Annotated in this window: 22 protein-coding genes, 1 other RNA gene, 1 pseudogene and 1 riboswitch; of the genes and pseudogenes, 7 read left to right on the forward strand and 17 right to left on the reverse strand. The window is 39.5% G+C overall.

The genetic code is table 11. The features are described from left to right. Positions 1-27: 27 nt before the first annotated feature. The 7 genes from dnaX to ACKRAT_RS14250 all read right to left on the reverse strand — a co-directional run bounded on the left by dnaX (position 28) and on the right by ACKRAT_RS14250 (position 8,395). Positions 28-1,671 carry a DNA polymerase III subunit gamma/tau gene (gene dnaX, locus ACKRAT_RS14220; protein ID WP_411843023.1) on the reverse strand — a complete coding sequence of 548 codons (1,644 nt, stop codon included), beginning with the start codon at positions 1,669-1,671 and terminating at the stop codon, positions 28-30. 126 nt (positions 1,672-1,797) lie between these two features. Beyond that, positions 1,798-2,064: signal recognition particle sRNA large type (gene ffs / locus ACKRAT_RS14225), an RNA gene on the reverse strand. A 47-nt stretch (positions 2,065-2,111) separates the two neighbouring features. Further along, the gene (gene treR / locus ACKRAT_RS14230) at positions 2,112-2,840 is read right to left on the reverse strand and encodes a trehalose operon repressor (RefSeq protein ID WP_411843024.1); all 729 of its coding nucleotides are present in this window, start codon (positions 2,838-2,840) and stop codon (positions 2,112-2,114) included. Between the two features lie 55 nt (positions 2,841-2,895). Further along, positions 2,896-4,539, reverse strand: a complete 1,644-nt coding sequence (treC, locus tag ACKRAT_RS14235; RefSeq protein ID WP_411843025.1) for an alpha,alpha-phosphotrehalase — start codon at positions 4,537-4,539, stop codon at positions 2,896-2,898. Positions 4,540-4,561: 22 nt separating this feature from the next. Then, positions 4,562-6,013, reverse strand: a complete 1,452-nt coding sequence (gene treP, locus ACKRAT_RS14240; protein ID WP_411843026.1) for a PTS system trehalose-specific EIIBC component — start codon at positions 6,011-6,013, stop codon at positions 4,562-4,564. 174 nt (positions 6,014-6,187) lie between these two features. Beyond that, positions 6,188-7,408, reverse strand: a complete 1,221-nt coding sequence (locus tag ACKRAT_RS14245; protein WP_411843027.1) for an ammonium transporter — start codon at positions 7,406-7,408, stop codon at positions 6,188-6,190. A 108-nt stretch (positions 7,409-7,516) separates the two neighbouring features. Next, positions 7,517-8,395, reverse strand: coding sequence for a carboxypeptidase regulatory-like domain-containing protein (locus ACKRAT_RS14250; protein WP_411843028.1), 879 nt, complete (start codon positions 8,393-8,395; stop codon positions 7,517-7,519). Between the two features lie 160 nt (positions 8,396-8,555). Here ACKRAT_RS14250 and ACKRAT_RS14255 point away from each other — a divergent pair, with 160 nt between their 5' ends. After that, positions 8,556-9,074, forward strand: coding sequence for a GNAT family N-acetyltransferase (locus ACKRAT_RS14255; protein WP_411843029.1), 519 nt, complete (start codon positions 8,556-8,558; stop codon positions 9,072-9,074). Positions 9,075-9,091: 17 nt separating this feature from the next. After that, positions 9,092-9,703: an FMN-binding negative transcriptional regulator gene (locus tag ACKRAT_RS14260; protein WP_411843030.1), complete on the forward strand. Its 612-nt coding sequence runs from the start codon at positions 9,092-9,094 to the stop codon at positions 9,701-9,703. A gap of 103 nt (positions 9,704-9,806) precedes the next feature. Here ACKRAT_RS14260 and ACKRAT_RS14265 read toward each other — a convergent pair whose 3' ends face one another. Next, positions 9,807-10,247 (reverse strand): QueT transporter family protein, encoded by a 441-nt coding sequence (locus ACKRAT_RS14265; protein ID WP_411843031.1) that lies wholly within the window; start codon positions 10,245-10,247, stop codon positions 9,807-9,809. 22 nt (positions 10,248-10,269) lie between these two features. Further along, positions 10,270-10,313: riboswitch (PreQ1 riboswitch) on the reverse strand. A 275-nt stretch (positions 10,314-10,588) separates the two neighbouring features. Beyond that, positions 10,589-10,978 carry a hypothetical protein gene (locus ACKRAT_RS14270; protein WP_411843032.1) on the reverse strand — a complete coding sequence of 130 codons (390 nt, stop codon included), beginning with the start codon at positions 10,976-10,978 and terminating at the stop codon, positions 10,589-10,591. 139 nt (positions 10,979-11,117) lie between these two features. On the opposite strand from ACKRAT_RS14270, the gene ACKRAT_RS14275 reads away from it, so the two are divergent. After that, entirely contained in the window at positions 11,118-12,008 is an 891-nt protein-coding gene (locus ACKRAT_RS14275; protein WP_411843033.1) for an SAP domain-containing protein, read from the forward strand. A 163-nt stretch (positions 12,009-12,171) separates the two neighbouring features. Here ACKRAT_RS14275 and ACKRAT_RS14280 read toward each other — a convergent pair whose 3' ends face one another. The 3 genes from ACKRAT_RS14280 to ACKRAT_RS14290 all read right to left on the reverse strand — a co-directional run bounded on the left by ACKRAT_RS14280 (position 12,172) and on the right by ACKRAT_RS14290 (position 15,749). Next, a complete protein-coding gene (locus tag ACKRAT_RS14280; protein WP_411843034.1) occupies positions 12,172-13,803 on the reverse strand; it encodes a BCCT family transporter in 1,632 nt (543 codons plus the stop codon). A gap of 427 nt (positions 13,804-14,230) precedes the next feature. Next, complete coding sequence (locus tag ACKRAT_RS14285; RefSeq protein ID WP_411843035.1) at positions 14,231-15,187, reverse strand: hypothetical protein; 957 nt, start codon at positions 15,185-15,187, stop codon at positions 14,231-14,233. Between the two features lie 286 nt (positions 15,188-15,473). After that, positions 15,474-15,749, reverse strand: coding sequence for a hypothetical protein (locus ACKRAT_RS14290; protein ID WP_411843036.1), 276 nt, complete (start codon positions 15,747-15,749; stop codon positions 15,474-15,476). Between the two features lie 765 nt (positions 15,750-16,514). On the opposite strand from ACKRAT_RS14290, the gene ACKRAT_RS14295 reads away from it, so the two are divergent. Beyond that, positions 16,515-17,039: a GrpB family protein gene (locus tag ACKRAT_RS14295; protein WP_411843037.1), complete on the forward strand. Its 525-nt coding sequence runs from the start codon at positions 16,515-16,517 to the stop codon at positions 17,037-17,039. 276 nt (positions 17,040-17,315) lie between these two features. Here the strand turns inward: ACKRAT_RS14295 and aroA are convergent, their stop codons facing one another. Next, positions 17,316-18,659, reverse strand: a complete 1,344-nt coding sequence (gene aroA / locus ACKRAT_RS14300) for a 3-phosphoshikimate 1-carboxyvinyltransferase (protein ID WP_411843038.1) — start codon at positions 18,657-18,659, stop codon at positions 17,316-17,318. A gap of 111 nt (positions 18,660-18,770) precedes the next feature. Between aroA and ACKRAT_RS14305 the strand changes: the two genes are divergently transcribed. The 3 genes and pseudogenes from ACKRAT_RS14305 (at position 18,771) to ACKRAT_RS14315 (ending at position 20,905) form a co-directional block, all read left to right on the forward strand. Beyond that, positions 18,771-19,652: a LysR family transcriptional regulator gene (locus ACKRAT_RS14305; RefSeq protein WP_411843039.1), complete on the forward strand. Its 882-nt coding sequence runs from the start codon at positions 18,771-18,773 to the stop codon at positions 19,650-19,652. Positions 19,653-19,740: 88 nt separating this feature from the next. Then, positions 19,741-19,870 (forward strand): annotated as a pseudogene (locus ACKRAT_RS14310) (ATP-binding protein); the annotation flags it as partial. 186 nt (positions 19,871-20,056) lie between these two features. Continuing rightward, positions 20,057-20,905, forward strand: a complete 849-nt coding sequence (locus tag ACKRAT_RS14315; protein WP_411843040.1) for a trypsin-like peptidase domain-containing protein — start codon at positions 20,057-20,059, stop codon at positions 20,903-20,905. Between the two features lie 149 nt (positions 20,906-21,054). On the opposite strand, the gene ACKRAT_RS14320 is transcribed toward ACKRAT_RS14315, so the two are convergent. The 4 genes from ACKRAT_RS14320 to ACKRAT_RS14335 form a co-directional block, all read right to left on the reverse strand. After that, positions 21,055-21,591: a winged helix-turn-helix domain-containing protein gene (locus ACKRAT_RS14320; RefSeq protein ID WP_411843041.1), complete on the reverse strand. Its 537-nt coding sequence runs from the start codon at positions 21,589-21,591 to the stop codon at positions 21,055-21,057. 23 nt (positions 21,592-21,614) lie between these two features. Next, a complete protein-coding gene (locus tag ACKRAT_RS14325) occupies positions 21,615-22,823 on the reverse strand; it encodes an MFS transporter (protein WP_411843042.1) in 1,209 nt (402 codons plus the stop codon). Positions 22,824-23,458: 635 nt separating this feature from the next. After that, positions 23,459-24,559 (reverse strand): transposase, encoded by a 1,101-nt coding sequence (locus tag ACKRAT_RS14330; protein ID WP_411843043.1) that lies wholly within the window; start codon positions 24,557-24,559, stop codon positions 23,459-23,461. Then, a complete protein-coding gene (locus ACKRAT_RS14335) occupies positions 24,546-25,013 on the reverse strand; it encodes a transposase family protein (RefSeq protein WP_411843044.1) in 468 nt (155 codons plus the stop codon). Before ACKRAT_RS14335 ends, ACKRAT_RS14330 begins: the two co-directional genes overlap by 14 nt. Between the last annotated feature and the right edge of the window lie 157 nt (positions 25,014-25,170).

Genomic DNA, 25,170 nt, shown 5'->3' on the forward strand with positions numbered 1-25,170 from the left:
TATGAAATGATTGTTTTTATAAACTGATTACGACCGTGTTTCTACTATATCATTGCCGAATATTTCTTTTGCTACATCCGACGGCTTCTTTTCATCGGACGTTTCCTTCTTTTCTTTGTTCGCTTTCTTCTCCTGAATGTAATCGTGTCTCACCTGCAGCCAGCTCGAATCCGGAACTCCGACCACTTTAACTTCTTTATCTATAATAGAAGGAATGAGTGATTCCAGCTCTTCCCGCTTCTTCTCATCCTTATTGATCAAGTCACTGTGCAGATCATTTTTAAACTTAAGCAATACATGTGTATCACTCGCTGCGACAGGTTCTGAATCTTTAATGAGGGATCTGAGTGAGTGATACCCTTTTTCCTCGACATGCTGATACACTTTTGGCCAGTCATCTTTCAACTTCACCAGGTCTTCTTTATTCGCATGATCGAGCACTTTTTCAATCTGACGCAGTGAGAAGAATCCTTTTGATGAAGCAGCCGTTTGTTTCTTTTCCTGCACCGGAGCCGGATTTGTCTGCGGCTGGTTGGAGAGGCGACGTTCGAGTTCTGTTAACTTTTGTTCAATATGGGACAGGTCGACACTTTGTGTTTCAACCGCCAGCTCATTTCTATTCAGTACTTGAATCAGTTTTACGATGACTACTTCAAGATGGACACTTGTATTCACAGAAAATCTCATCATGACCATTGCATCATTCAGGACATCTATCATTTCGTAGAGCACTTTATCCTCAGTATGATAGAACGCAACGTCTTCCTCTGCTTCCCCTGAATGCTTCATCAAGATGATATCTCTTATATAGTAGACAAGCTCATGAATCAGACGTGTCGGATCTTTTCCTTCATCGATAAATCTATGATACGTAATAAAGGCCTCTCTCGAATCCTTTTGCTCTATAAGCTTGAGCCAGCGATTCAGTTCCTCGGATTTAATTCCGCCCGTAATCATTACCGCATCTTCCAAAGTAATATAGTCGTTACTATAGGCGATTACCTGGTCCATGATGCTTAAGGCATCGCGCATTCCCCCTTCGGAAGTACGTGCGATATATTCAATCGCATCTTCTTCATATTCAAGGGATTCCGAATCTGCAACATATTTGAGCCGGCCGACGATTTCATTAATCTCGATTGCTTTGAAATCGAAACGCTGACATCTTGAAATGATCGTTGCCGGTATTTTGTGGGGCTCTGTCGTCGCCAGTATAAAGATTGCATGCCCCGGCGGCTCTTCGAGTGTTTTGAGCAGCGCATTGAATGCACCTGTTGTCAGCATATGCACTTCATCGATGATGTACACCTTATATCTTGTTTCAGACGGCGCGTACTTCACCTTTTCCCGTATATTCCTGATTTCATCGACACCATTGTTACTTGCAGCATCAATTTCTATCACATCATTTGCAGAGCCCTCAGTAATGCTCAGACAAATATCACATTCATTACAAGGCTCACCTTCAGAACTGAAACGGCAATTGAGTGCTTTCGCAAATATTTTAGCAATACTTGTCTTGCCGGTTCCGCGGGGACCGTTGAACAGATAGGCATGAGACTCCTTATCCCTGATGATTGCGTTGCGCAATGTTTTGGTTACGTGCTTCTGTCCGACCACATCCTGGAATGTCTGCGGTCTGAAAGCCCGGTATAAAGCCTGATATTCCATTCAACAGCACCTCCGTAGTTAGTAATTTATGTCCATTATTATACCACATGTCGCAATATCGCCCTAATAACTCAAAACAAATAAAAAAATGACTGCATCATTAGATACAGTCATTCGATATGTAAACCGTGCACCGTTTCTTCGAACACTCGGCACAAGCGTTACTCAAACCACCAGCTCAACTTCGGCTGTCCTACGGCACATAGAATAAGCCACTTAATGCTGCTTCCTTCCGGACCTGACATGGTTCGTGACGTTCTATTGCATAGGACCGAAATCTCAACACTGGTGAGTTTGAGGCAGTCCTCACACCGAATGTCCTTAGAAACGGAATTCAGTCCTGCTGGAGCGGATTGCAGGTACAGGGCACCGCTACCTCCCCACTTAGCACGGCACACTATATAATAACAAAATCAGTAATTCAATGCAAGGTAAATATATCAGCTCCCATGGAACCTTCTAGAGAAGTCCACGAATCTGAATTCACTCGCAAGGTGTTTGGAGACATTATACTGGAATGGTCTTGCATCATTCAAATGAACGATGGACTCGACTGTCGCAACATAGGGTACATCGGTATGATCGAACAGTTTAGTTTCATCATCCGTCATTGCATCGAATGTAATCTCCTTGTGAGAATACGCAATTACCAGTCCCAGTTTCTTTTCAATGTATTCATAAATGGAGTCTTGCGCAATTTTAGTATTCAATCCAGGTATCATATCAACAATAAAATAATCTGTATCGACAATATGTGTAGTGCCTGAATATCTTCTCTGTCTCACCAGCTGCCAAATCTTATCCTCGGGGTTCAAGTTCAAAGCAACCATCACTTTTGGAAATCGTTCCGCAGGATATTGCTCCAGCTCGACCACTGCAGTCGAGTATTTTTTCGTCTTCAGCTGCTGAATTTCTTTAAAACTCGTAAGGTGGGAGACAGTGAAGTCCATTGAAGGGTTGTAAATGACAACAGACCCCTTACCTTTCATCTTCTGAATGTAACCATTCTCCTGGAGAAGGTTCAGCGCTTTCCTCACTGTTTCCCTGGAAACATCGAACATTTCGACCAAACGATGCTCAGAGGGCAACACATCATCTTTGGTGTATTTACTACTGGCTATATCGTTGGATATATCCTGATAGATCTGGTTGTACTTGTTCAAATTCATCTCGTTCACCCTACCGCTTTCTGGCATGTATTGAATACATTAATGATACATTTTTTTAAACGGTCTGTCTATAAAGCATCAACGCTTCAAAAGGTCTGAGTTCAGTACTTTTGTCTCCATAGTTTGAGATGAGGATTTTGCCCTCAGTATCAAAACCCTCCGGAAATGGTGTTGATTTATTTCTGAAATTGGCAATCACAGTGACAGTTTCTTCATTATATATACGGTCGTATACAAACAGGGCATCATCTTTTAAAAGATGCGGGATGACACTGCCATAGGTGAAGTGATTCATTTCATGCCGGAGTGATATCAGTTTCCGATAGGTGTAGAATATGGAATTTTCATCTTCGAGCGCCGCTTCAACATTAATATCCGCGTAGTTTTCAGCAACATCAATCCAAGGCTCGCCTGTCGTGAATCCGCCATGCCGGTCTTTATTCCACTGCATCGGTGTTCTGGCATTGTCTCTCGATTTCGAACCCAGGATATCCAGAACCTGAGCGTTGGTCATTCCATTTTCCTTCATCGCACTGTAGGCATTCAGACTTTCAACATCACGGTACTGATCAATCCGTGTGAACTTAGGATTTGTCATTCCGATTTCTTCGCCCTGGTAAATATAAGGTGTCCCTTTAAGTCCATGCAGTGCGATGGCGAGCATTTTTCCGCTTAATACGCGGTTTTCCTCCGTATCATCCTGCCCAAATCTTGAAATGATGCGCGGCTGGTCATGATTGCACCAGAAGATTGCATTCCACCCGCCGCCTTCATCCATTGCCACCTGCCAATCCATAAGGATGCGCTTCAGCTCGATGAAATCATAATTTGCCAGTGTCCATTTTTCTCCACCGGGGTAATCGACCTTCAGATGATGGAAGTTAAATACAGAGTTCAGCTCATTGCGTTTCGGGTCTGTATACTTCAGGCAGTGATCAATTGTGGTGGATGACATTTCACCCACCGTCATGACCTCTTTATCACCGAAAGTATTGCGGTTGAGTTCATTGATGTAATCATGCACTTTCGGACCATCCGTATAGAACTCCTTGCCGGGACCGTCCGAGTTTTTAAATTCGCCTTTCGAAATGAGGTTGACGACGTCGAATCGGAAACCATCCACTCCGAAATCGATCCAATAGTTGATCATTTCATATATTTCTTTACGCAAGCTCTCGTTCTCCCAGTTAAGATCCGCCTGCGACACGTCAAATAACCGCAGGTAATACTGGTTGGTTTTATCATCATATGTCCATGCATTACCGCCAAATTTGGATTCCCAATTCGTAGGCGGTCCCGCTTCCGTGCCGTCCTTCCAAATATAATAATCGCGGTACTTGTTATCTTTGGATTTTCTGGATTCAACGAACCAGTTATGGGAGGTCGACGTATGGTTGATGACGATATCCATCATTATTTTAAGTCCCCGTGCGTGTGCCTGCTCCAGCAGTTCTTTAAGATCCTCTTTTGTCCCGAACTGCGGATTCACTTCATAGTAGTCGCTGATATCATAACCATTGTCATTCATCGGGGATCTGTAGACGGGTGTCAGCCATACATAATCGACACCCAGCGTCTTGAAATAATCCAGTTTTTCTATGATGCCCGGGATATCCCCTTCTCCGCTTCCTGTCGTATCATTGAATGATTTCGGATAAATTTGATAAACAACCGATTTTCTCCAGTCGTTGGATGCCAATGTAAAAACCCCTTTATATAAATTAGTCTACGTCCACCATGTCTTTTGTTTTCTCTTTGACAAATCTTGAGAACAGAAGTGTGAGGAAGAACGGCACCACGATGGCAATCAGCATACCGATTGAGAACAGCAGCCAGAATCCATCTGTAATCGAAATGACACCCGGCACACCGCCGACACCGACACTGTAAGCTGTCAGCATGTTGGCCCCGAAAATACCGCCGACTACAGACGTTGTTAAAATTGCGGCAAGGAACGGGTATTTAAGCGGCAGGTTCACACCGAACATTGCCGGCTCAGTTACACCCAGCCAGCCGGAAATACCTGAAGTCATTGCCAGACCTTCTTCTTTTTTCTTTTTCTGACCGCGGTAGATCATCCATGCACCGAATGCGGCTGAACCCTGTGCAATATTTGAAATCGCAAGAATCGGCCATAGGAAAGTCGAGCCTGTTGTACCAATCAGCTGCAGATCGACAGCAAGGAACATATGGTGCATCCCTGTGATGACAAGCGGCGCATAGAATAAACCATATACTGCACCGCCCAGAATACCTGCTGTTTCAAACAGCCAGATGATCGCATCCGTAATGAGCGTGCTGCCCCATAGCGTAATCGGACCAATGATTGTATAAGTAAGAATACCGACAACCACTAATGCAACAGGTGCAACAACAAGCAGTTTGAACATGTCGTGCACACGCTTATTCAGGAACAGTTCCACTTTTGCAAGCACCCATGCTGCCACAAGCACCGGCAGGACCTGTCCCTGATAGTTCAGCTGCTGTACTTCCAGTCCGAACACATTCCATGTTGGAATTTCCGCAAGCCCGCCGGATTCGCTGTCGAACAATCCGTACTGACTCGCAAGATCCGGGTGACATAATGCCACACCCAGTGCAATACCGAGCAGCGGGTTACCGCCGAACACTTTCATTGCAGACCAGCCGATGAGCACCGGAAGGAAGATGAATGGCGCCACGGCAATGAAGTTGATCATGCTCGCAATTCCTTCAATGCCGGGGAAACGGGTAATTATGGAATCATTTTCCCAGAAAAGCCCCTGCAAAGTAAGCAGGTTGTTCAAACCGAGCAGCAGACCGGCTGTAACGATGGCCGGCAGAATCGGGATAAAGATATCTCCCAGCATCTTGATGAATCTTTGAAACGGATTCATCTTCTGGGCAGCAGCTGCTTTGACTTCATCTTTGGAGCCGCCGCCTTTCCCTGTTTCTTCTTCAAAGATTTTAAATGCCTCATTAACGGTCCCCTGGCCGATAACAATTTGGAACTGGTTGTTCGCTGCGAATGATCCTTTAACCAGATCGATGGAGTCCAATTTCTCTTTATCCACTTTGGATTCATCATTCAGGGCAAGACGCAGTCGTGTTACACAGTGTGTTGCTGCATTGACGTTCTCTTCGCCACCGATTGCTGCTATTATTTTTTTGACCTCGTCGCGGTTTACCGCCATTCTTCCCACACTCCTCTTATTTTGGATTATATCGCCTTAACTATAGCATGTCTATACAGTTGTGTAAAGGCTTTCAAAGGTTGTGAAAAGTAACATGCATTCAATCAACTTGAGTTAAAAATTTTAACGGGAAAATAATAAAAACCGCTCGACAGAGCGGTTTTTATTTTATCTTCATGGTTTAGACTGCTCATATGCTGCTTCGCCATGGAACACATTATCCAAACCTTCTAATTCCTCTTTATCGTCTGTACGCAATGTAGTGAATATGCTTATTGTCCTGGCGATGCAGAATGTCATGACTGCACTGAAAAGTATTGTTGCTGTCACTGCTATAATCTGTACCAGCAACGGTATGAACCCACCGCCGGCCAATAAACCATTTGCGATATCAGGGTTCACGACGTTCGTTTGAAATACACCTGTACCGATCGCACCAACAATACCGCCGATACCGTGTAAGCCAAATGCATCCAGTGCATCGTCATAGTTAAGCAATACTTTAATTTTCGTGATTGCAAAGAAGCATATTGCGCCTCCAATCAGTCCCAAAGCCAGTGCTCCGAAGTAAGTAACAAAACCAGCTGCCGGCGTAATGACCACCAGTCCTGCAAGCATACCGGATAATGTACCGACCAATGATACTTTCCCCTTCATTATCCATTCCACAAAACTCCAGCCGGCGATTCCAGCTGTGGACGCAAGTACTGTGTTAACAAATGCGAACATTGCGATTGAGTCAAATGTCAGTGCACTGCCTGTGTTGAACCCAAACCAGCCAAACCACACGAGAATGGCACCGATCATTGTAATGACTAAATTATGCGGCGGTTTTTTATTATCAGGTTTTCTTGATCCAAGTAATAATGCGAGCACAAGCCCTGACACACCTGAAGATATATGAACAACCGTCCCTCCGGCAAAGTCTATTGCGCCGATAGAATGAATCCATCCGCCGCCCCAGACCCAGTGGGCAACCGGACTGTATACCAATAGGACCCATAATGCCATAAACACAATGAATGGTTCGAATTTCATACGTTCAGCGACAGAACCTGTAAGTATCGATACCGAAATCGTACAAAACGTTAATTGAAAAAGCATATATAAAGCAAATGGAACAGTTTCAGAAAATGCCGGGTTTGGTTCGAATCCTACATTGGATAAGCCGATAAACGAGAAATCACCAATCCAGAGATTGCTCCCGCCAAAACTTAAAGAAAAACCAAGTATCACCCACGTGAACGTTACGACAACAATTGCTGCAATACTGTGCATTGATGTGTTCAGCACATTTTTAGATTGTACAAGACCACCGTAGAATAAAGCGAGACCAGGCGTCATTAACCAAACGAGCAAAGTACAGAGAAATAATAAAAGTGTATCCATGTTCAACCACTCCTTAAAAGTATGGGAACATTATATAACTGTTTTCCGAATATTCAAAATCCATGTTAAAAAGCCTAACATTATATGTTAGACTTTCTGACATGTTATAGTATTTTATCTCCTTAAAGCTCTTACTATGAATAGAATTGCAACAAGAGCCAGAAGTACGACACCGACAAGAATCACAGTCAGGTTATTTGAAGATCCCCCATCCTGATCCGCCATCACCTGATCATCCGTCTCAATACTCTCTTCGGCAGGTGTTTCTTCCAACACGAAAGTAATACCGCGTTTCCCACGGTCTTCAACGGTCAGGCTGAGCATTTCATTTTCAGCAGTGTACCCTTCAGGGGTTTCCACCTGAAGTTCATATTCGCCGGACGGCACTTCTGTAAAAGAGAAATTTCCATTTTCATCGGTTGTCACTTCATCTTTCTTGTCCCCTGTCAAAGTGACAGTGACACCCTCAAGACCGACATCATCAGAAAGGACCTTCCCTGCAATGGAAAACTCATCCACTTCCGCTTTATTAATCGTCACTTCTGTCGTTTCCTCCACGGTTTCAGGTTCGACATAGCTTTCCTCCGTCGGTTCTTCTGTTATCTCTTCAGTCACTTCCTCGGTGACCTCTTCCGTCCATTCCTCCACCGTTTGCTCAGCAGTCTCTTCCTCATAATAGAATTCTTCTGTGGATTCCTCATAACTTTGATAAGGTTCTTCAGTCGTCTGCTCATATTGGGGCTGCTCATTCTGCGGGTGCACATATTCATCTGCAGGTTCTTCAGTCTTGTTGTAATTCTCTTCAACCGACTCTCCTGTCGCTTCTTCTGTCGTTTCTTCAGATATCTGCTGCTCCGTCGATTCTTCTGTCGTCTGTTGTTCCGCCGATTCTTCAATAGAAGTTTCTTCTGCTGTGTTTGCCGCAAGACCCGGAACCGGAAGCAATATTAAAAGCAGTGCAATGACTGCTGACCGTTTAATGGTATTTCTCATGACAGCCTCCTAAATCATATCTAATACCCTATAATATACCAGATTCTTGAAAATTAACCTATACTGACTTACATTTCCCAAGCGTATTCACCCGCATTCTTTTACACAGACACTATTAATATATATATTAATAGATAATGAACACATTAGGGGGGATATGATGTCATCCAAAATAGAAAAATGCACCTTCGAAGATTTAAAAACACTCCAGAAAATCAGCTATGATACATTCGATGAGACTTTCAGAGACCAGAATACAGAGGAAAATATGAGAGCATATTTGAAAAATGCCTTTACCGAAGAAAAACTGACTGCAGAACTCAGAAACCCATCCTCCCAATTCTTTTTCGTCTATCATAATGATGCAGTTGCCGGTTACCTGAAGGTGAATACCGGAGATGCACAAACTGAAGAAATGGGAAAAGAGGCGCTCGAACTGGAAAGAATCTATATCAGCCGGAACTTCCAAAAGCTCGGTCTAGGGAAGCTGCTGCTCGACAAAACATTTGAAATCGCCCGCTCATCGGACAAAGAAAAGATTTGGCTCGGAGTTTGGGAAAAGAATGAAAATGCACTCGACTTCTATAGAAGAAAAGGATTTATACAGACCGGCGCCCACTCTTTCTATATGGGGGATGAAGAACAGACAGATCTGATCATGGAAAAGACGTTAAACTGATACCAGGGAGGCTATTTATGTTTATTCCAAAGCATTTCGAAGTCACAGACATGAATGAAGTCAGGAATTTTATCCGCAGCAATTCATTTGGGATTATTGTAACCACCAATCAGGGTGTGCCCACAGCAACACACCTGCCGCTGGAACTGACTGAAATAGACGGAGAATCCTACATCACCGGCCATTTCGCAAAAGCAAATCCGCAATGGAAGACCCTCACAGGGCAGGAAGGCAAAGTTCTGATCATATACCAAGGACCTCATGCCTATATATCATCCACATGGTATGAAGACGAAAATGTATCGACATGGAATTACCAGGCCGTCCACATATACGGCACACCGTCAATACTCGATGAAGATGCATTAAAGGAAGATCTCAAACGCCTGATGCATAAATACGAAGGCCACAAGGAGAACGGTGCAGTATGGGAAAATACATCCGCTGACACGAAGAAACAGATCAACGGTATTGTCGGATTCAAAATCAAAGTGGAAGAAGTCCAGGCCGCATACAAGCTGAGTCAGAATAGAAATGAGAAAGACTATAAAAATGTCATAGACAAGTTATATGAAGAGAAAGATCCGAATGCACATAAAGTCGCTGATGCGATGAAGAAATTGAAATAAGAGTTATTGCCCGGGAAATACAGTAAAACGAGGCTTTATAATAAAAATCCAATGCTGCAGATGTTTATGTCACCGGCAGCATTGGACCTGATAAAAAATGCTTCTATTTTATTGCCGGCAGAATCCTGTCACCGATTTTCGAGAATACAAACGCTCCGATTGAAGTCGTCATCAATGTCGAGATCGTAATGGTGATAAAGCTGAACCAAAATGGTATGCCAAGCACCATCCATAGCATCAAACCCACGAAAATACCGCAGAGTATGCTGTACTGTCCGACGTTTACCCAGATATTTTTAACGAAGTAACTGATCGTATAGGAAATAACGGCAATGCCGACACCCACCAGTACGTCCATGAAACCCAGGCCGGAGAACAGGTTGGCGATACCCACACCTAAAATGATGCCCGGAATGTACTGACGGTTGAAAAACGGAATGACTGCGAGCATCTCACTGACCCGTATCTGGATCGCCATCGTCCCGATCGGGTTGATCACCGTCGTCGCAACATACAGTGCGGCAAGCAACGCATTATAAATCAATGTTCTATTTTTAATGATATCAATCTCCTTAGTTTTTTATACAGGGAGTTTGCGAACCTGTGATAAAAATAACTTCCAAATTCAACTTTATAAATTCTATACTAAAAATGATTATTTTACAACATGAAATGGGGAAATACCATGAAGCATAGCGTTCTGCTGTGCGGTGTCATGCCGGCAGGGAAGAAAATAAAGCTTTATATTTTATAGATCAGCTATGACATTCCCGAAACAAGCCAGATACTATTATCTGCCAAAGAGAGCTAAACCGAAAAACTGCTGGTCCCAGCCCAGTACTTTCTTAAAAGAGATATTGCCCGGGCAATATCTCTTTTTATACATTAAATTTTCATCGTTTCCCAGCTTCTGTAGCCGACAACTCGCTGATTCTCATAAAATTCTTTAAAAAATCCGATTGCTTCATCATAACTGATTCTGTCATTAATATAAATGTCTCCGTAATCATAAGATCCTTCTGGTGGAAGCGCCTCAAATCGATAAATACCCTCTCCGCCCGTCACCTGGATAATCTCAATCTCCAACCCTGAATTCATGTAGCCGAGAGAGGCAAAAATATCCTGCTCAGGCAATGCACTTTTTACTGCCGCTTCGACCTGTTCCCACGCAGGATCCGTAATCTCTTTGGCATTTGTAGTCAGCGACCAGTATTCCTCCACAGGCGCTTCATTCAACGGCTCCCTATCCTTCTTGAAAAAGTTAAACAGTCCCATAAATATCATCCTCTTTTCTATAATAACTCTTATATCACTTCCAGAAGTATGTAAACCTTAACTCTATAATCATTAAAACGATTCGTACATTACTTTTCTGTCCTTAAAATGTAAACTGTATATAAAGGATGTGAGGGTAATGAAGTTAAGTGCAATCGAAGTTCTATACATGCACTTCGTTAATGGCAGGACCCATGGCGAAGCAACTGAATATGACTTCTGGCTTACTCAATATTCATCGAAAGCGGAAAATTTAATAGGACGCCTCATAAACAGAGGAATCATTTATGAAAACGATGATTTATCGGTAGTCTTAAGGAAATTAAAAGTCCCTGAATTGAAGAATTTGCTGGAACACAGTGACATAAAAGTCTCAGGGAATAAAAGTGTACTGATTGAAAGGATTATAGAGAACCGGTATATCATTGATTTAAAAAACGAAGGTTTGGAAAGTGTATATTCCGTAAAGAACGAATTTAAGTCATTCTTAAATCAAACTGAGTTCATAAACTATTTTCACTTTAATGGCCACATAAGTGTATATGAAGCCTATGACTATTATCTCAAACACCCAAACAGAACATCCAATGAAATTGTCATCGGCGTACTGAAAGAAAGAATTGAAGACAACATCAATAATACAAATAAATATGATGCACTCAAGTCGTTCCAGCTGCTATCACATTTTTATATTGATGAGATGAAAGACTTGGATAGTTCCATCTACTATCTCAATAATTTTACGATGCTCATTATTCTGCAATCCATTTTAAATTATCCGGCATATAAAATGATCACGTCGGGCAGTCATTTTAACATCGATAATTTTACAGCGGATAGATACAGAGCTTTATTGGAAACAAATCAGATGACCCCCTACGCACTGTATCACGCATTGGTGGATGACACTGAAAATCTCCCTTATTCCTATGAACAGAGGAAAAAGGCGGCCAGATTCATCATTGATTACATCATGGAAGATGAGGATGGGGAGATTAAGCTAAGATGTTTATTGGATAACGAGGAATGATTCAACACATTATACTCACATCTATAATTTTCCCGGTCAGCAAGTTATAAATGACTGCTTCCATAACCTTTCTACACTATCCCTTCAGAATTTATGCCATAAAAATGCAGCGATTGCCACATAGTTAGGATGGCAATCGCTGCTTCTTCAATTACTTATAATTTTATTTTTCTTCGTCGTCCAATACTGATTCTTCCGGAAGTGATTCTTCGAATGCAACACGTTTCTCTTCCAGCTCTTTTTGGGTCTCTTCTTTATAATTCGGTTCATAAACAAGCTGTTTTCTTTCAAGCTGTATAATATCGTATTCGCTGCGGAGGGCTTTGAATAACGATATTGCGAGCAGAACAACTACAAAAGTGAACGGGAAAGCGGCAATCAGCATTGCCATTTGCAGAGCAGCCAAACCGCCTGACCAGAGCAGTACTGTAGCTGTTCCTGCCAGAATAACACCCCAGATTATTTTCACTTGGAGTGGCGGGTTTAAAGCGCCGCCTGTTGTCAGCATACTCAGCACGAATGTACCGCTATCTGCTGAAGTGACGAAGAATGATGCAATGAGTAACACTGCAATTCCCATGATTATTGTTGATGCCGGATAGTTTTCCAGGAATGCGAACAGTGCAACTTCATTACCCTGGGTGTCCATAAGGCTGTAAAGACCGCCACCAAGGATATTATCCGTTTCAATGCCTGCAACACCGAAAATCGCAAACCAAATGGCACTGAATAATACTGGTACCCCGATGACTCCGAGAATGAATTCGCGGATTGTTCTACCACGTGATACACGTGCGATGAAACTGCCGACGAAGGCAGCCCAGCCAATCCACCAAGCCCAGTAGAATAGTGTCCATGCATTTAAGAAACCTCTGTCTCCAACGAATGAATTCATATTAAACGTCATGCTTGCCAAATTTTGAAGGTAGTTACCTGTGTTCGTCATAAATGCTTCGATCATTTGTATAGATGAACCAAAGATAAATACAAAGACCATCAACGAAACTGCGATAATTACATTGGCCATGCTCAGGTAACGGATCCCTTTATTAACACCGGTCGATGCCGATATCATAAAGGCAACTGTAATAATAAGGATAACAATCGTCTGTGTAAGAATCGTGTTATTAATCGCATCAAAACTGTAGCTGAGACCGGCCGTAATCTGTGTAGCACCGAGTCCCAGTGATGTTGCGATACCGAAGATTGTACCGAATACAGCTAAAACGTCGACACTGGTCCCCATCCAGCCATTTACTCTATTCCCGAGTAATGGTGAAAGTGCTGAACTCATGAGTAAAGGTGCATTATGTCTGAAGTTGAAGTATGCAAGTGCTAAACCGACCACTGCATATACTGCCCATGGATGGAATCCCCAATGGAATAACGTGTATTGCAATGATTCTTCTGCAGCCTGAGGAGTTGCTCCTCCTCCTAATACAGGCGGGTTATAATAGTGCGTAAGTGGTTCAGTAACCCCGTAGAATACGAGACCGACACCCATACCCGCTGTAAACAGGAATGAGAACCATGTGAAATAGCTATACTGTGCTTTTTCGTTCTGTTTGCCTAGTCTGATTTTACCGTATGGACTGATTACTAAAAATAGTGCAAAGATTACAAAGCCGGTCATTGCCAACATGTAAACCCAACCGAATGTGTTTGAAATAAAGTTATTGATGTAGCCTAAAACTGTCTCAACATTTGTTGGAAAGAAAGCTCCCCATAGAATAAATACAAATGCTATGGAAAGGGAAATATAAAAGACAGGTGTTACTTTTGACTTGGTATTCATTAATTAACCTCCTAATAGATTTGTATTGTCTGTTTTTCTTAATATAACTAAGATAAACATGGGCCATCATTTAGAAACATGCGATCAATTTTTCAATTACTTTCACTCATTGATTTAAAGAAAAGATTATAGCGAAGATAAATTTACAAATTAAAAACGATTCCTGGATTGGAAATTATCTTGAAATGTTAAATCAATTTACAGCCCAGCTTTAAATTAGTTTATACATAAGAAATAAAAACCCGATCACGTACAACATCTACCATAGTAACATGCAACTCACGGCATGAAAACATCTCCAGGCAATGAAGGCGTTTTATATGGCTTCTAAGATAAGATTACAACCAAAGTCTTATAGGTGGCTGCTATACATTTTGAAAGTTTGTATTTTAAATCAAAACTCCCATAGAATTTATATAATTAAATCTTAATCCGCTTCTATTACATTCAGCTCATATATATAATCTTCTTCGAAACTGATATTGATGTAGTTTGCTCCATGCACTTGCGGAATATATGCCGGTGCCTCTTCGATTTCTTTCGTCTCTATGAAGTTCCTCCCGCTGTAATAACTGATGGAGGCGGGTACCGTAATGACGTAGTTTGCTAAGGGGTTATATTCCAACGCTTCGGTAACCATATAATTTTCATCCTCTGTAAAGCTCCCATTGTCATTAATCCTTTCGCCTGCCGTCAAATTTTCTTCCGATAGGAAATCCTGGCCAAACATAATCTGCCCCTTAAGATCTTCAACAACGAGTTTGCCCCGGCCGACAAGTTCTTCAGGTGTGGTATTCACTTCTTCGCCTTCTTTCGCATCTTCCATTGCGGCATCATAAAAGCTCAGTTCATCCATCCCGCTCTTCTCCACACTGACGATGATCCGGTCCGCCTCAGGCACTTTTTCAATTATGAGCGATCCTCCGTGTCCATAGTTGTTAGTCTTGATGAACTCTTCTCCATAATAGTAAGAAACATAGGATGATGCTGTAAGGGTATAATCTTTTTCCGGATCATACGAAATAAAATCTGTCCGCGCCATGTGACTGCGAGGATCATTCACCCCGCTATAGTTTATCCAGTACCCTTCAATAAAAGACATATTAGCCAGTAAATCCAGCGGAGGTTCTTCTTCAACCTCTTCCTCAGCGTTGCCGCCTCCAGACTCATCGTCTTTCTCATTAGTCTGAGTATCTGCGCCTTCTTCGGATGCCACCTCTTCGTTGCTGCTTTCTTTTGATGTTTCTTCCTCTGAATCAACTTTTTCTGCTGAATTTTCTTCAGATGTTTCTTCTTGGATTACATTTTCATCACCTGATGGCTCTTCCTGATTACAACCCACGAGGATGATGCTGCTCAGTAATATAAATGATAAGAGTCTCATCTGCTCACCCCTGCCCCTTGTATGCTTTAAACTTATCATACACTACTATTATAAAAATCTGAATATTTAAATTAGTAATAAATAAAATCAACCCTCTGACCTGCATGGTTAGAGGGTTGATTTTCTATATCGTTATTCCCACTCAATGAAGATCTCTAATTATCCCTCTACAAGGGTTAATAAAAACCCTTTTAAATCAACCTTCCCCAATCATTTTCTTAAGAAGACTTCCAATACTATTTGCCCTTTCTCAGATGGTTCGCCCTTTTATTGCCCTGAAAAACTCTTATTTTAAACTGTCATAGTCAGGTTTTAATGTAAATGCTTTAATTAAATTACTACGAAAAAAGGTAATATCCACACATATAAACTCATCTTCAATGATTTTATTTTTAAGACTTTCCCCAAGCTCCTTAGCGACACTCTCAGCCTTTTCCATTCTTTCATGAATATTTTGCCCATCATGAAAACTGACAATATCTGATATTACTACATTTGCATCCTCGCCCGCTGTAAACTCAAAAACAACTGTAAATTTTACAATCTCATTTTTCTTTACCAATGTTCACACCACCAAATAATTTACTTATATTAATGTAATATTGAATTGCTATAGTTGTTATCCGATACCATAAATATCTTATTTATCATTTGAATATATTAATCAGAATGATATAATATAAGTAACAAAAATCAGTTTCATGGTGTCATTGAACCCCCATTCTATGCTAGTAGATTGGAGGTTTTTTTGATGTATCGGTTCTACATCTTCCTTGATATCAGCACAGAAGTGAACTAAGTGATGATAATAATTTTAGCATAATTTTTGATTCACTTTTTTAAATACAAGTCGTTCATTTACGATGGAACCGGATTATTTCTCTAAAAAATCTTCTCAGTATCAAATTTTCTAACACTTCCATTGATTGGTCTAAGTTTTGATTAAATGATTACATACACACAAATCCTATCTTCATAAAACCTCTTCTTTGGCATGATCTTATCAAACACCCTAATCACACACTTGGAAACCAGCCTAATCAATATCTCTGTAATGTCTATTTAGGGTCTGCTCTAATCAATCAAAAATTTAAGAGAGAAAAACACATCTACAAATTGTTTAATCAGAAGATTGTTTTGATCTATTTCAAATGTTTTCAAACCGTTCTTAAAAGTGTACTTTTAAGAACGTCAACACATTAATTGAATATAAATAACTGAGATTTTTGAAATTTATACTACTAAGAAATTAGCTTTGATACAATAATGCTAAACAACGGTTTATTTTTCTGAAATAATTAGGAGGAAAAAGAGAGGTTAATTCAAATTGAGGAAAGTCGAGGTAACACCATATAATATAAATTGGCCTTTGATGTATAAAAAAGAAGCAAAAAAACTATGTGAGATTTTCGGGACTGAAATAGAAAAAATTTATCATATTGGCAGTACATCCGTAGACGGTCTAATATCAAAACCTGTCATTGACATAATGCCTGTGGTCAAAGATATTGAGCGAGTTGACGAGTTTAATAATGCAATGATTAATGCCGGTTATGAACCAAAAGGAGAAAACGGTCTTTCAGACCGTCGCTTTTTCCAAAAAGGCGGAAGTAAACGAACTCACCATATTCATTTTTATGAGATAGACAATCCCGCAATCGATCGACATCTTGCATTTCGTAATTATCTGCGCTCGCATCCTGATGCTGTAAAAAAGTATGGCCGCTTAAAAAAAGAATTATCCCAACGTTTTCCTGATAATATTGAAGCATATATAAAAGGGAAGGAACAGCTGGTTTCGGAGATAGAGAAAAAAGCGATGTATTGGTGTCAAAATTCAAAAAGTGATTAATGTCATCACAAGAATCAGGCACATTTATTCAACTGACGAAGCCTAACCTCTTATTTAAATGGAAACGAGCTTAGGCTTTATCTGCTTAAGGCAGAAACAAAATAGCGATTATAATATACGCAAAATTACTCCTGAATTTACAGTTGTGGTTTTAAAACTGAATAAAACTTGTTATGAAAACACGATAATAGTTGAGAAATAAGTTATAATGGAACAAAATAATTTTTCGAAAGTGAAATTTGAAACACTAACTCTACTCCTCATATTAACCAAATACTAAATGTAACGGATGCTCAACCCTAATCTTTCCAATATCTCAAAATATTGAGGACAAGTTTTTGAAACACATCCTGGGTCATTTAATTGTATGCCTTCAATTTTTGAACCTAAAAGTGACAGTGACATAGCCACTCTGTGGTCATCATGGGTATCAAGTAATGTTGGTTTCGGGGTGCCTGGATACACTTTTAATCCATCTTTAAATTGCTCCACTCTAATACCCAATTTTGAGAGTGAATCACATATCACACTGATTCTATCTGATTCATGATATCGTATATGCTCAACATCTTTTATAGTTATCGGACCATTTGCGAAAACGGCTAATATTGCTAATGTCAACGCTTGATCAGACATTTCCCTCATCGAAATTTCAAATCCACCTCTTAACTGATGCGTCCCTTCCAGTTCGATAAAAGTATCCCCTCTGGTTACTTTGCACCCCATCTGTTCAAGGATATCCATCATTTTAATATCTGGCTGCTTTGTTTCATAAGTTAAATTGGCGATTCGAATTCTGCCATTTGTCATCGCTGCAAGGGCAAGAAAATAACAAGCTGTTGAAGCATCTGCTTCTAAGTTTACATCTTGAGCTTTATATTTTGATGGTGACACTGCTATTTTACTAAGGTTATAATCGTATTGTATAATTGCACCATATTTCTTCATTAAATCTATTGTCAGCAATACATAAGCATTCTGGACGATATAATCTTCAATATTTATAGTTACTGGTTCTGTAAAATAAGGAGCCGCAATCAATAGACCACTTATATACTGACTGGATATATTTCCGGAAAGGTTTACTTCACCACCTGCCAACTTCCTCCCTTTTATTTTCAAGGGGTAGTAATCTTCATTATTTAGATAATTTACATCAGCACCAATTTCTCTTAAAGCATTTACTAAAGGAGAAACTGGTCTTTTACTCATGCTTCGACTTGCTTCAATTTTCCATGACCCTTCCCCAGATACAGCCAATGCTCCAGGTAAAAACCTGGCAATCGTTCCTGCAGCACCTATATATAAATCATTGGAATGCCATTCACCTCCATTCCCTCTGACCCATGCTATTTCATTTTGAACCTCTATGTCGATTCCCAAATCTTTCAGGGTTTCAATACACCAGTAGGAATCATCACTTTTTAATATACCTGATATTTTTGAACTTCCATCAGCCATTGCACTCAGAATAAGTGCTCGGTTAGTTAGACTTTTGCTTCCAGGAATCGTTATAGTACTGTCTAGAACCTTTTCACCTGGTGAGACATTGACTGTATTCGTATTTTTAAGCGTACTCCACGGACTGCGTGCTTTTACATCCACTCTTTTATCAGCCAATGATATTACCACCTTATTTATGTGATTTATCTATCTATTTTAAGTATAATTGGGTTTAAGTCATAACTGAAATACATATATTATAGAACTGTCATAGGTGGTGTCTATAGCATGGATTTGAATCTTTATCATATTTTTTATATAACAGCTCTGGAAAAAAATTTTAGTAAAGCAGCCAACAGATTATATATTACTCAACCAAGTGTCAGTCACGCTATCAAACAATTGGAAGAAAAACTTGGAGTGAAGTTATTCATAAGAACTTCAAGGGGCGTTATTTTAACTCCAGAGGGTGAGGCTTTCTTTAGACATATGAGACCTATTTTTGAATTAGTAGATGATGCTGAACAAAAACTCTCAAAACTGAAAAATTTCCAAACAGGTCATGTAACAATTGGAGGCAGCGACTCTACATGCAAACATTATCTGTTACCTCATATACAAACTTTTCAGAAGATATTTCCGGAAGTACAGGTAAAACTTCAGCATGGATCAACACCTCATATTTTGGATAAATTAAAAAATGGGACGATTGATATTGGACTTGTCCACTTACCCATCAATGAAAAACAAATTCAAGTCACTGAGTTTTTAAACATTCACAGTACATTTGTCGTCGGACAAAAATATAAAGAACTAGCTGAAAAAACTATATCACTTGAACAAATAGCAGACTATCCTCTGATCACTTTCTCGAAAACCAGCAGTTCAAGAAGATTTCTTAATCAACTATTTCAGAAACAGGATTTGAATGTTAAGCCCGATATTGAAGTTGGAAGTGTTGAACTGATGATTGAATGTGCAAAAATAGGAATGGGTATGGCCTTCGTCACTAAAGAACTGATAAGAGAAGAATTGGAAAATGCAGAGTTATTCGAAGTACTTTTAAACGAAAGAATAGATGAAAGAAAGGTTGGTGTAATAACAAAAAGTGATATTCCTTTGTCATTAGCAGCGAATAAGTTTTATGAACATTTAGTTGATTTGAATTGATAAATTTTAATTTAAGGAGAAATCCCATGCATTTTAAACCATGTCACAAGGTAGCATCAATCCTTCAGGATTTGATAAAAAATGGTTTATAGCTGGCGGGAACTTTAGGGTGATACAAAAGATTTTTCACGCAGATTGAAAGAATACTTGAGATTAATCATCTTGAAACCGTTACAACAGAAGTTGTACGGGACAGTTTGGTAATTGAGATTAAATAAACTTAAAGAGGTTGAAACATATAAAAGTGGTTTTGTTCCGATCTCTTTTCAAATATATGGCGCAAAATATCTCCTGAAATAAGTGCAAAATAACTTCAAAAGTGACACACCATACCTATAGTGTCCTCTCTACAACCTTTTAAACTTTTAGTATAATTGAAGTATTAAACGGGGGAGTGGGATATTATGAACAATAATACAGTAATGAAAGAATTTTTACGTACTGCAGTAAATATAGAAGCGTACAACGAACAAGGAACCATCACACATACTGGAACTGGTTTCTTCTATAAAATTAAATTAGGAACAGGAAAAGATTATGGTAAACACGTTCATATTTGTTTAGTAAGTAATAAACACGTTTTAGAAAAAGTGACAAGCATTAGCATTTATGATAACTTAAACTCTTTCAATAAAGAGGAAGTGCCTGACAATCAAAAGTATACAGTCCAAGATGTTAAAGACAGAATCATTAATCATGAAAATCAAGATTTAGCTGTTATCAATATATCTGATTTAATGATGAAGTGGATTGCAAACGATACTCAACATACTTTTAAATTTATAGATAACGATCTTACTGCACATGAAAATGAATTAGATATTTTAAATTCTGATATTTTTATGGTTGGTTTTCCTATGTCCTTACAGAGTGAAGTTTCATTTAAAGGTGTCATTTATAGAGGAAAGTTGGCGTTCCCTCCAGACATGAAATTTGCCTATGACGATAACTATGTTCTAAATATGGATGGTTACTCAGGGAATAGTGGGTCTCCAATTTTTGCCATTCAACCTTCTGTTCGGCAAGGCTATGAAATTAAACTTATAGGCATTCAATGTTCAATTTATAATCCTGTCACAGGCTATCATGAAACAGGGGAATTTAGACAACATGTCAGTTTAACAAATGCCGTTAAAGTGAAGTACCTTCAAGAATTAGAACCTAAAATTGATGCACAATGGAAGATAGATTTTACTGACCCCAAGAGTATGGTCAGAATAATGGAACAAATTTACGATCAAGGAACTCAATAGGGTGTCTTTATTTGAAAGACCAGTAACCTGAAATAAAAAGGTAACTGGTCTTTTAAAATGACAACTAAATGTTATCACTACTACATAGTTGTTCATTTAAAGTCTACCTAAGGTAGCTATTTTTATGAAAGTTCACTTATTTAAAATGTTTATAATAAATAATCATGATCTCTGAACGCAGATATAGAGACTTGGAACTCATCACTGTTAACATCATCATCTTCTAAATTGATTAAAAAATCATTCACTAGAACTTGAAAGTCTTCCCATGTCTTTTTAGATATCTTAATTGTGCTACTCATTAACTTGGCATTATCCTCTTTATTATTTTTATTTTTTAAATCTTTATTTAATATTTTTAAAGCTTTTGTCTGAGTGATTAAAAAGTATTGAATAAAGTAATCAAATTCTGCTTCTCCACTCTCTTTGTTAATCAAAAAATCTTTATTGAATATATGTCTACTGCTATATGTGTTCTCTATTATATTCCCAATATGTTTTTGATTTTCAACTTTCAGAGCATCGATTTTAATTAGCTTATTGATTGTATAATATAAATTACTAGGAGGAATCTTTAGCATCTCAGCGATTTCTTTGGTTGTTTTTTCTCCTTTAGACGTAGCTTTTAAAATTGAATAACTTCTTTCATCAGATAACAACTTGGCTAGGTTTTCAATGTTATTCATAATTACTCTTTCCTCCTTATATTTTAAGAAAAATCTTTAATAGATGGTATGTTTCTGAGATTTTTATTTGATATATATAATAGCGCAATAACAAGAAATGCTGTTCCACTAAAAAGCATGACAAATTTTGCGCTTAAGAGTTCACCGATCACTCCACCTAGTAAGGCACCTATAGGAATAGCTGCAAATAATAAACTATCTGATATGGATAAAACTCTAGAGATAATATAATCTTCTGTTGTTACCTGAGTATAGGTAATCAGTAATATATTCATTATACCTAAGGGAATTAATGAAATGGCCAATAAGATTAATGTGATGTAAGGAATTCCAATAATTATAGATGCAGTCCAGAATATAAACATGAAAAATGCTAGTCCAGACATAACTATTCCAAATTTAAATTTCAAAAAAACTGTGCTTATTGACGCACCTATAGTCAAACCTATGGATATTGCAAACATCATTAACCCAAAGTAACTTGCGCTTCCTAAATCCATTGCATACAGCGGAAGAACAGCATTTACACCACTTAATATCGCATTTGCAATTGATAATGGTAATGTTATAGCTAATAATTTAGAAACCTTAAAATATTTCCATCCTTCGTTTAAATTCTGCGTATATGTAACTTCCTCAGTAACACCCGGGTTTTTTCTCTGTTCTTCATAATAAGTTATCATTTTAAAAAAAGCAAAAGCGATTAAAAAAGTTATAGCGTTAAAAATATAAATATTTTGGATAGTAACATATAAAATCATAAGGGAGAACACTGCTGAAGCAAGTAACCCAATAATTTGTTGAACAGTATTGATTTTAGAGTTATATCCGCCTACCTTATTCTTGGATATAATTTTAGGAACAATACTCATCTCTGCTGTCCCTTGAAAATTTTCAAGGAAAGATAATAGGAAAACTATTAAGAGCACTAGGTAAACATTCTCATAACCTAGATAAATAGACAGCGGTATAATTGCCATTAAAATAAATTGGAACAATTGAGTGTTAGCCAATAAATGCTTTTTATTATACTTCTCGATAATTGGACCAAATAAAAAATTCAACACTTGAGGGATAGCTACACAAGTAACAGCTATACCGGTATAAATAGTATTATTAGTTAAATAAAATACATACCAAATGACAGCTAATTGATATATGCTATCTCCTATTGTCGAAAATATCCTTCCTGTTGCAAGAAACATCATATTTTTCTTTTCATTTCTTTTCATTTATATCACCTCTAAAATTATTTTAATCGATAAAAAATATTTTATCAAGAACTTTTTAATTATAATATTGGCAATTTTCAAATTTTGATATAAATTATATTTAACGATAAAAAATGTTTTATCGTAAAAAATATTAGGAGTGGTAATTATGGAACTTACAGATCAAAGAGTTTATTATTCAGAAGAAAATTTGCAAGAAGGCATCAACGTAGTTATTAGTAACCACAAATAACAATAAAAAGGGGGTATTGATTATGGAAATTAGAGAAAACAAAGCTTCTAAACTTGAAGAACAGACGCAAGAAGGTATCAATGTAGTCATCAGTAATCATAAATAATATCAGGAAGGGGATATTACATATGAAAAATAATGAAAACGATGTTTTTAAGCTTGAAGAACAAGCACAAGAGGGTATCAAAGTAGTTATCAGCAATCACAAGTAAAACAAAGAGCCAAAAGGATTTTAATATCTTTTTGGCTCTTTGTCACTATTAATTGTTATAAACGGAGGGGTTTTTATTGAATAAATATTTAATAAAAAAGGGATTATTTTGGGCATTAGAAAAAGGGCTTTTACGCTAGGTTGGGGAATGCTTATATATAGATTGTGATGAACATAGCCAAAATTTTAAATTTATAGTGGACGATAAAGCATACGCTGTCTCAACAGCCTGAAACCGGCCCGGCCATACATGATCCGTTTGATGGTCTTCAGCCGATTGACGTTCCCCTCGACGAAACCATTGCTTTCATTATACATCAGGGCATGCACCGTGGGCTTGAAATCAGTGAGCAGCCGCCGGATGAAGTGTTTCGTCAGAGGGTCACGGCGTTGTTGTTCAAATAGGATGAGTTCAGTAAATCCGACATGATCCTTCTCGGCAATGCATTCGCGAAAACCAGCCACAAACGCATAGACGGGCTGGAGTTTCGGGTACTGTTGGAGGATACGGTTGATGATGTCGCGCTCGGCGTCCACTTCAAGGTGGTTCTGCCACAGTATGCGCCGAATGTCACGACGGCTGTGATACTCAATGTCCAATGGGGCCGCCACCCGTTTCCGTTTTCGAAGATCGGCGACAAAATTTTTCACTGAACCGTAGGACCCTTTATATCCAATCTTCAGTAGTTTTTCATAGATTGCCCGAACGGAATCGCCGTCCGCCTCCCAGTGAATGACCGATTTGTGAAAGGCATCCAGCAGTTTGGGCCGTTTCTGGCGGGTCGTGTCCGGCACCCCTGTCATCCCAAGGTATCGCTCGACCGTCTTCCAGTGTAGATTGAACTGCCGGGAAAGCCGGGAGATTGAATACCCTTGTGCATGGTACTTCTGGAGTGTCCGGGCCTGTGCCCATTTCCTTTGGGCATTTTCCAAGCGGTGATGCTCAGCTTTGGTCTGAGGCGGAGGAACTGGCGGCGGTGATCGCATGCCGAGGTCAATGCGTACCGGCAACACTTTCCTTATAATCCGATCATGTAGGGTCCAGAGGTTCTGAATCAGATGGAACCGGTCATGGATCTGAATGACGGCCGGGGCATGGGTCGTGATGATGTCCTGAAAACGCACATATCTATCTCGGGTGATGTGGGTCAGCTCCGGATGCCCCTGAATCCATTGGGCCAATGTGGCCGTTTCCCGGTCGGGCAGGAGATCAATCGGATGATGCGTGACGGCATCGCAGATCAGAATGCCATACCGATACCCTTTTCGCCAGGCGAAATCATCGATGCCCACAAAAGGGGCTTTGCGGAACAGGCATCTCTGTTTTATGAATCAGGCGCAGCAGTGTGTCATGGCTGACCGGCATCCCAAGCTGCCGGGTGACAGTTTCTCCTTGGACACAGCTGCTGGAGAAAGCAATGGTCCGCAGTGCTTCATCCAGACGAATCGTCCGCTGGCCATAAGGGACCAGCCAGTCAAAGCGTTCCGTAAATACCTTTGTGGCGCATAATGCATTCGAACAGAACCATTTCCGGGCTTTCAGATACAGTTGAACGCGTCGCCCCTGGATGGGCAGGTCATCTATGACCCGCATGTAGGCACTGTGTCGCTGAGAGGTGGTGGAATGGCAGTGGGGACAACGGCCTGTGTGCGTATCCAATGTAATGACATATGATACAATATCCTCTGTTTTCACATAGGAGAGTACAGTCAAGCGAGGGTCCAAATCAGTGAAATGATCATACATGGTCACCATTCCTTTTTACTGATACATACCCGTTTCTCCCCAACTTAGCGTAAGAGCCCTAAACTGGACAGTTCTTGCTTGATGGAACTGAACACTTTTCCCAAATACATACTCCGATCCGTTACACTAAGAAAGTATAGAATAACTGGTGTATTGG

Origin of the sequence: Salinicoccus sp. HZC-1 (assembly GCF_046736035.1) — a bacterium.
Taxonomy (GTDB): Bacteria; Bacillota; Bacilli; order Staphylococcales; family Salinicoccaceae; genus Salinicoccus.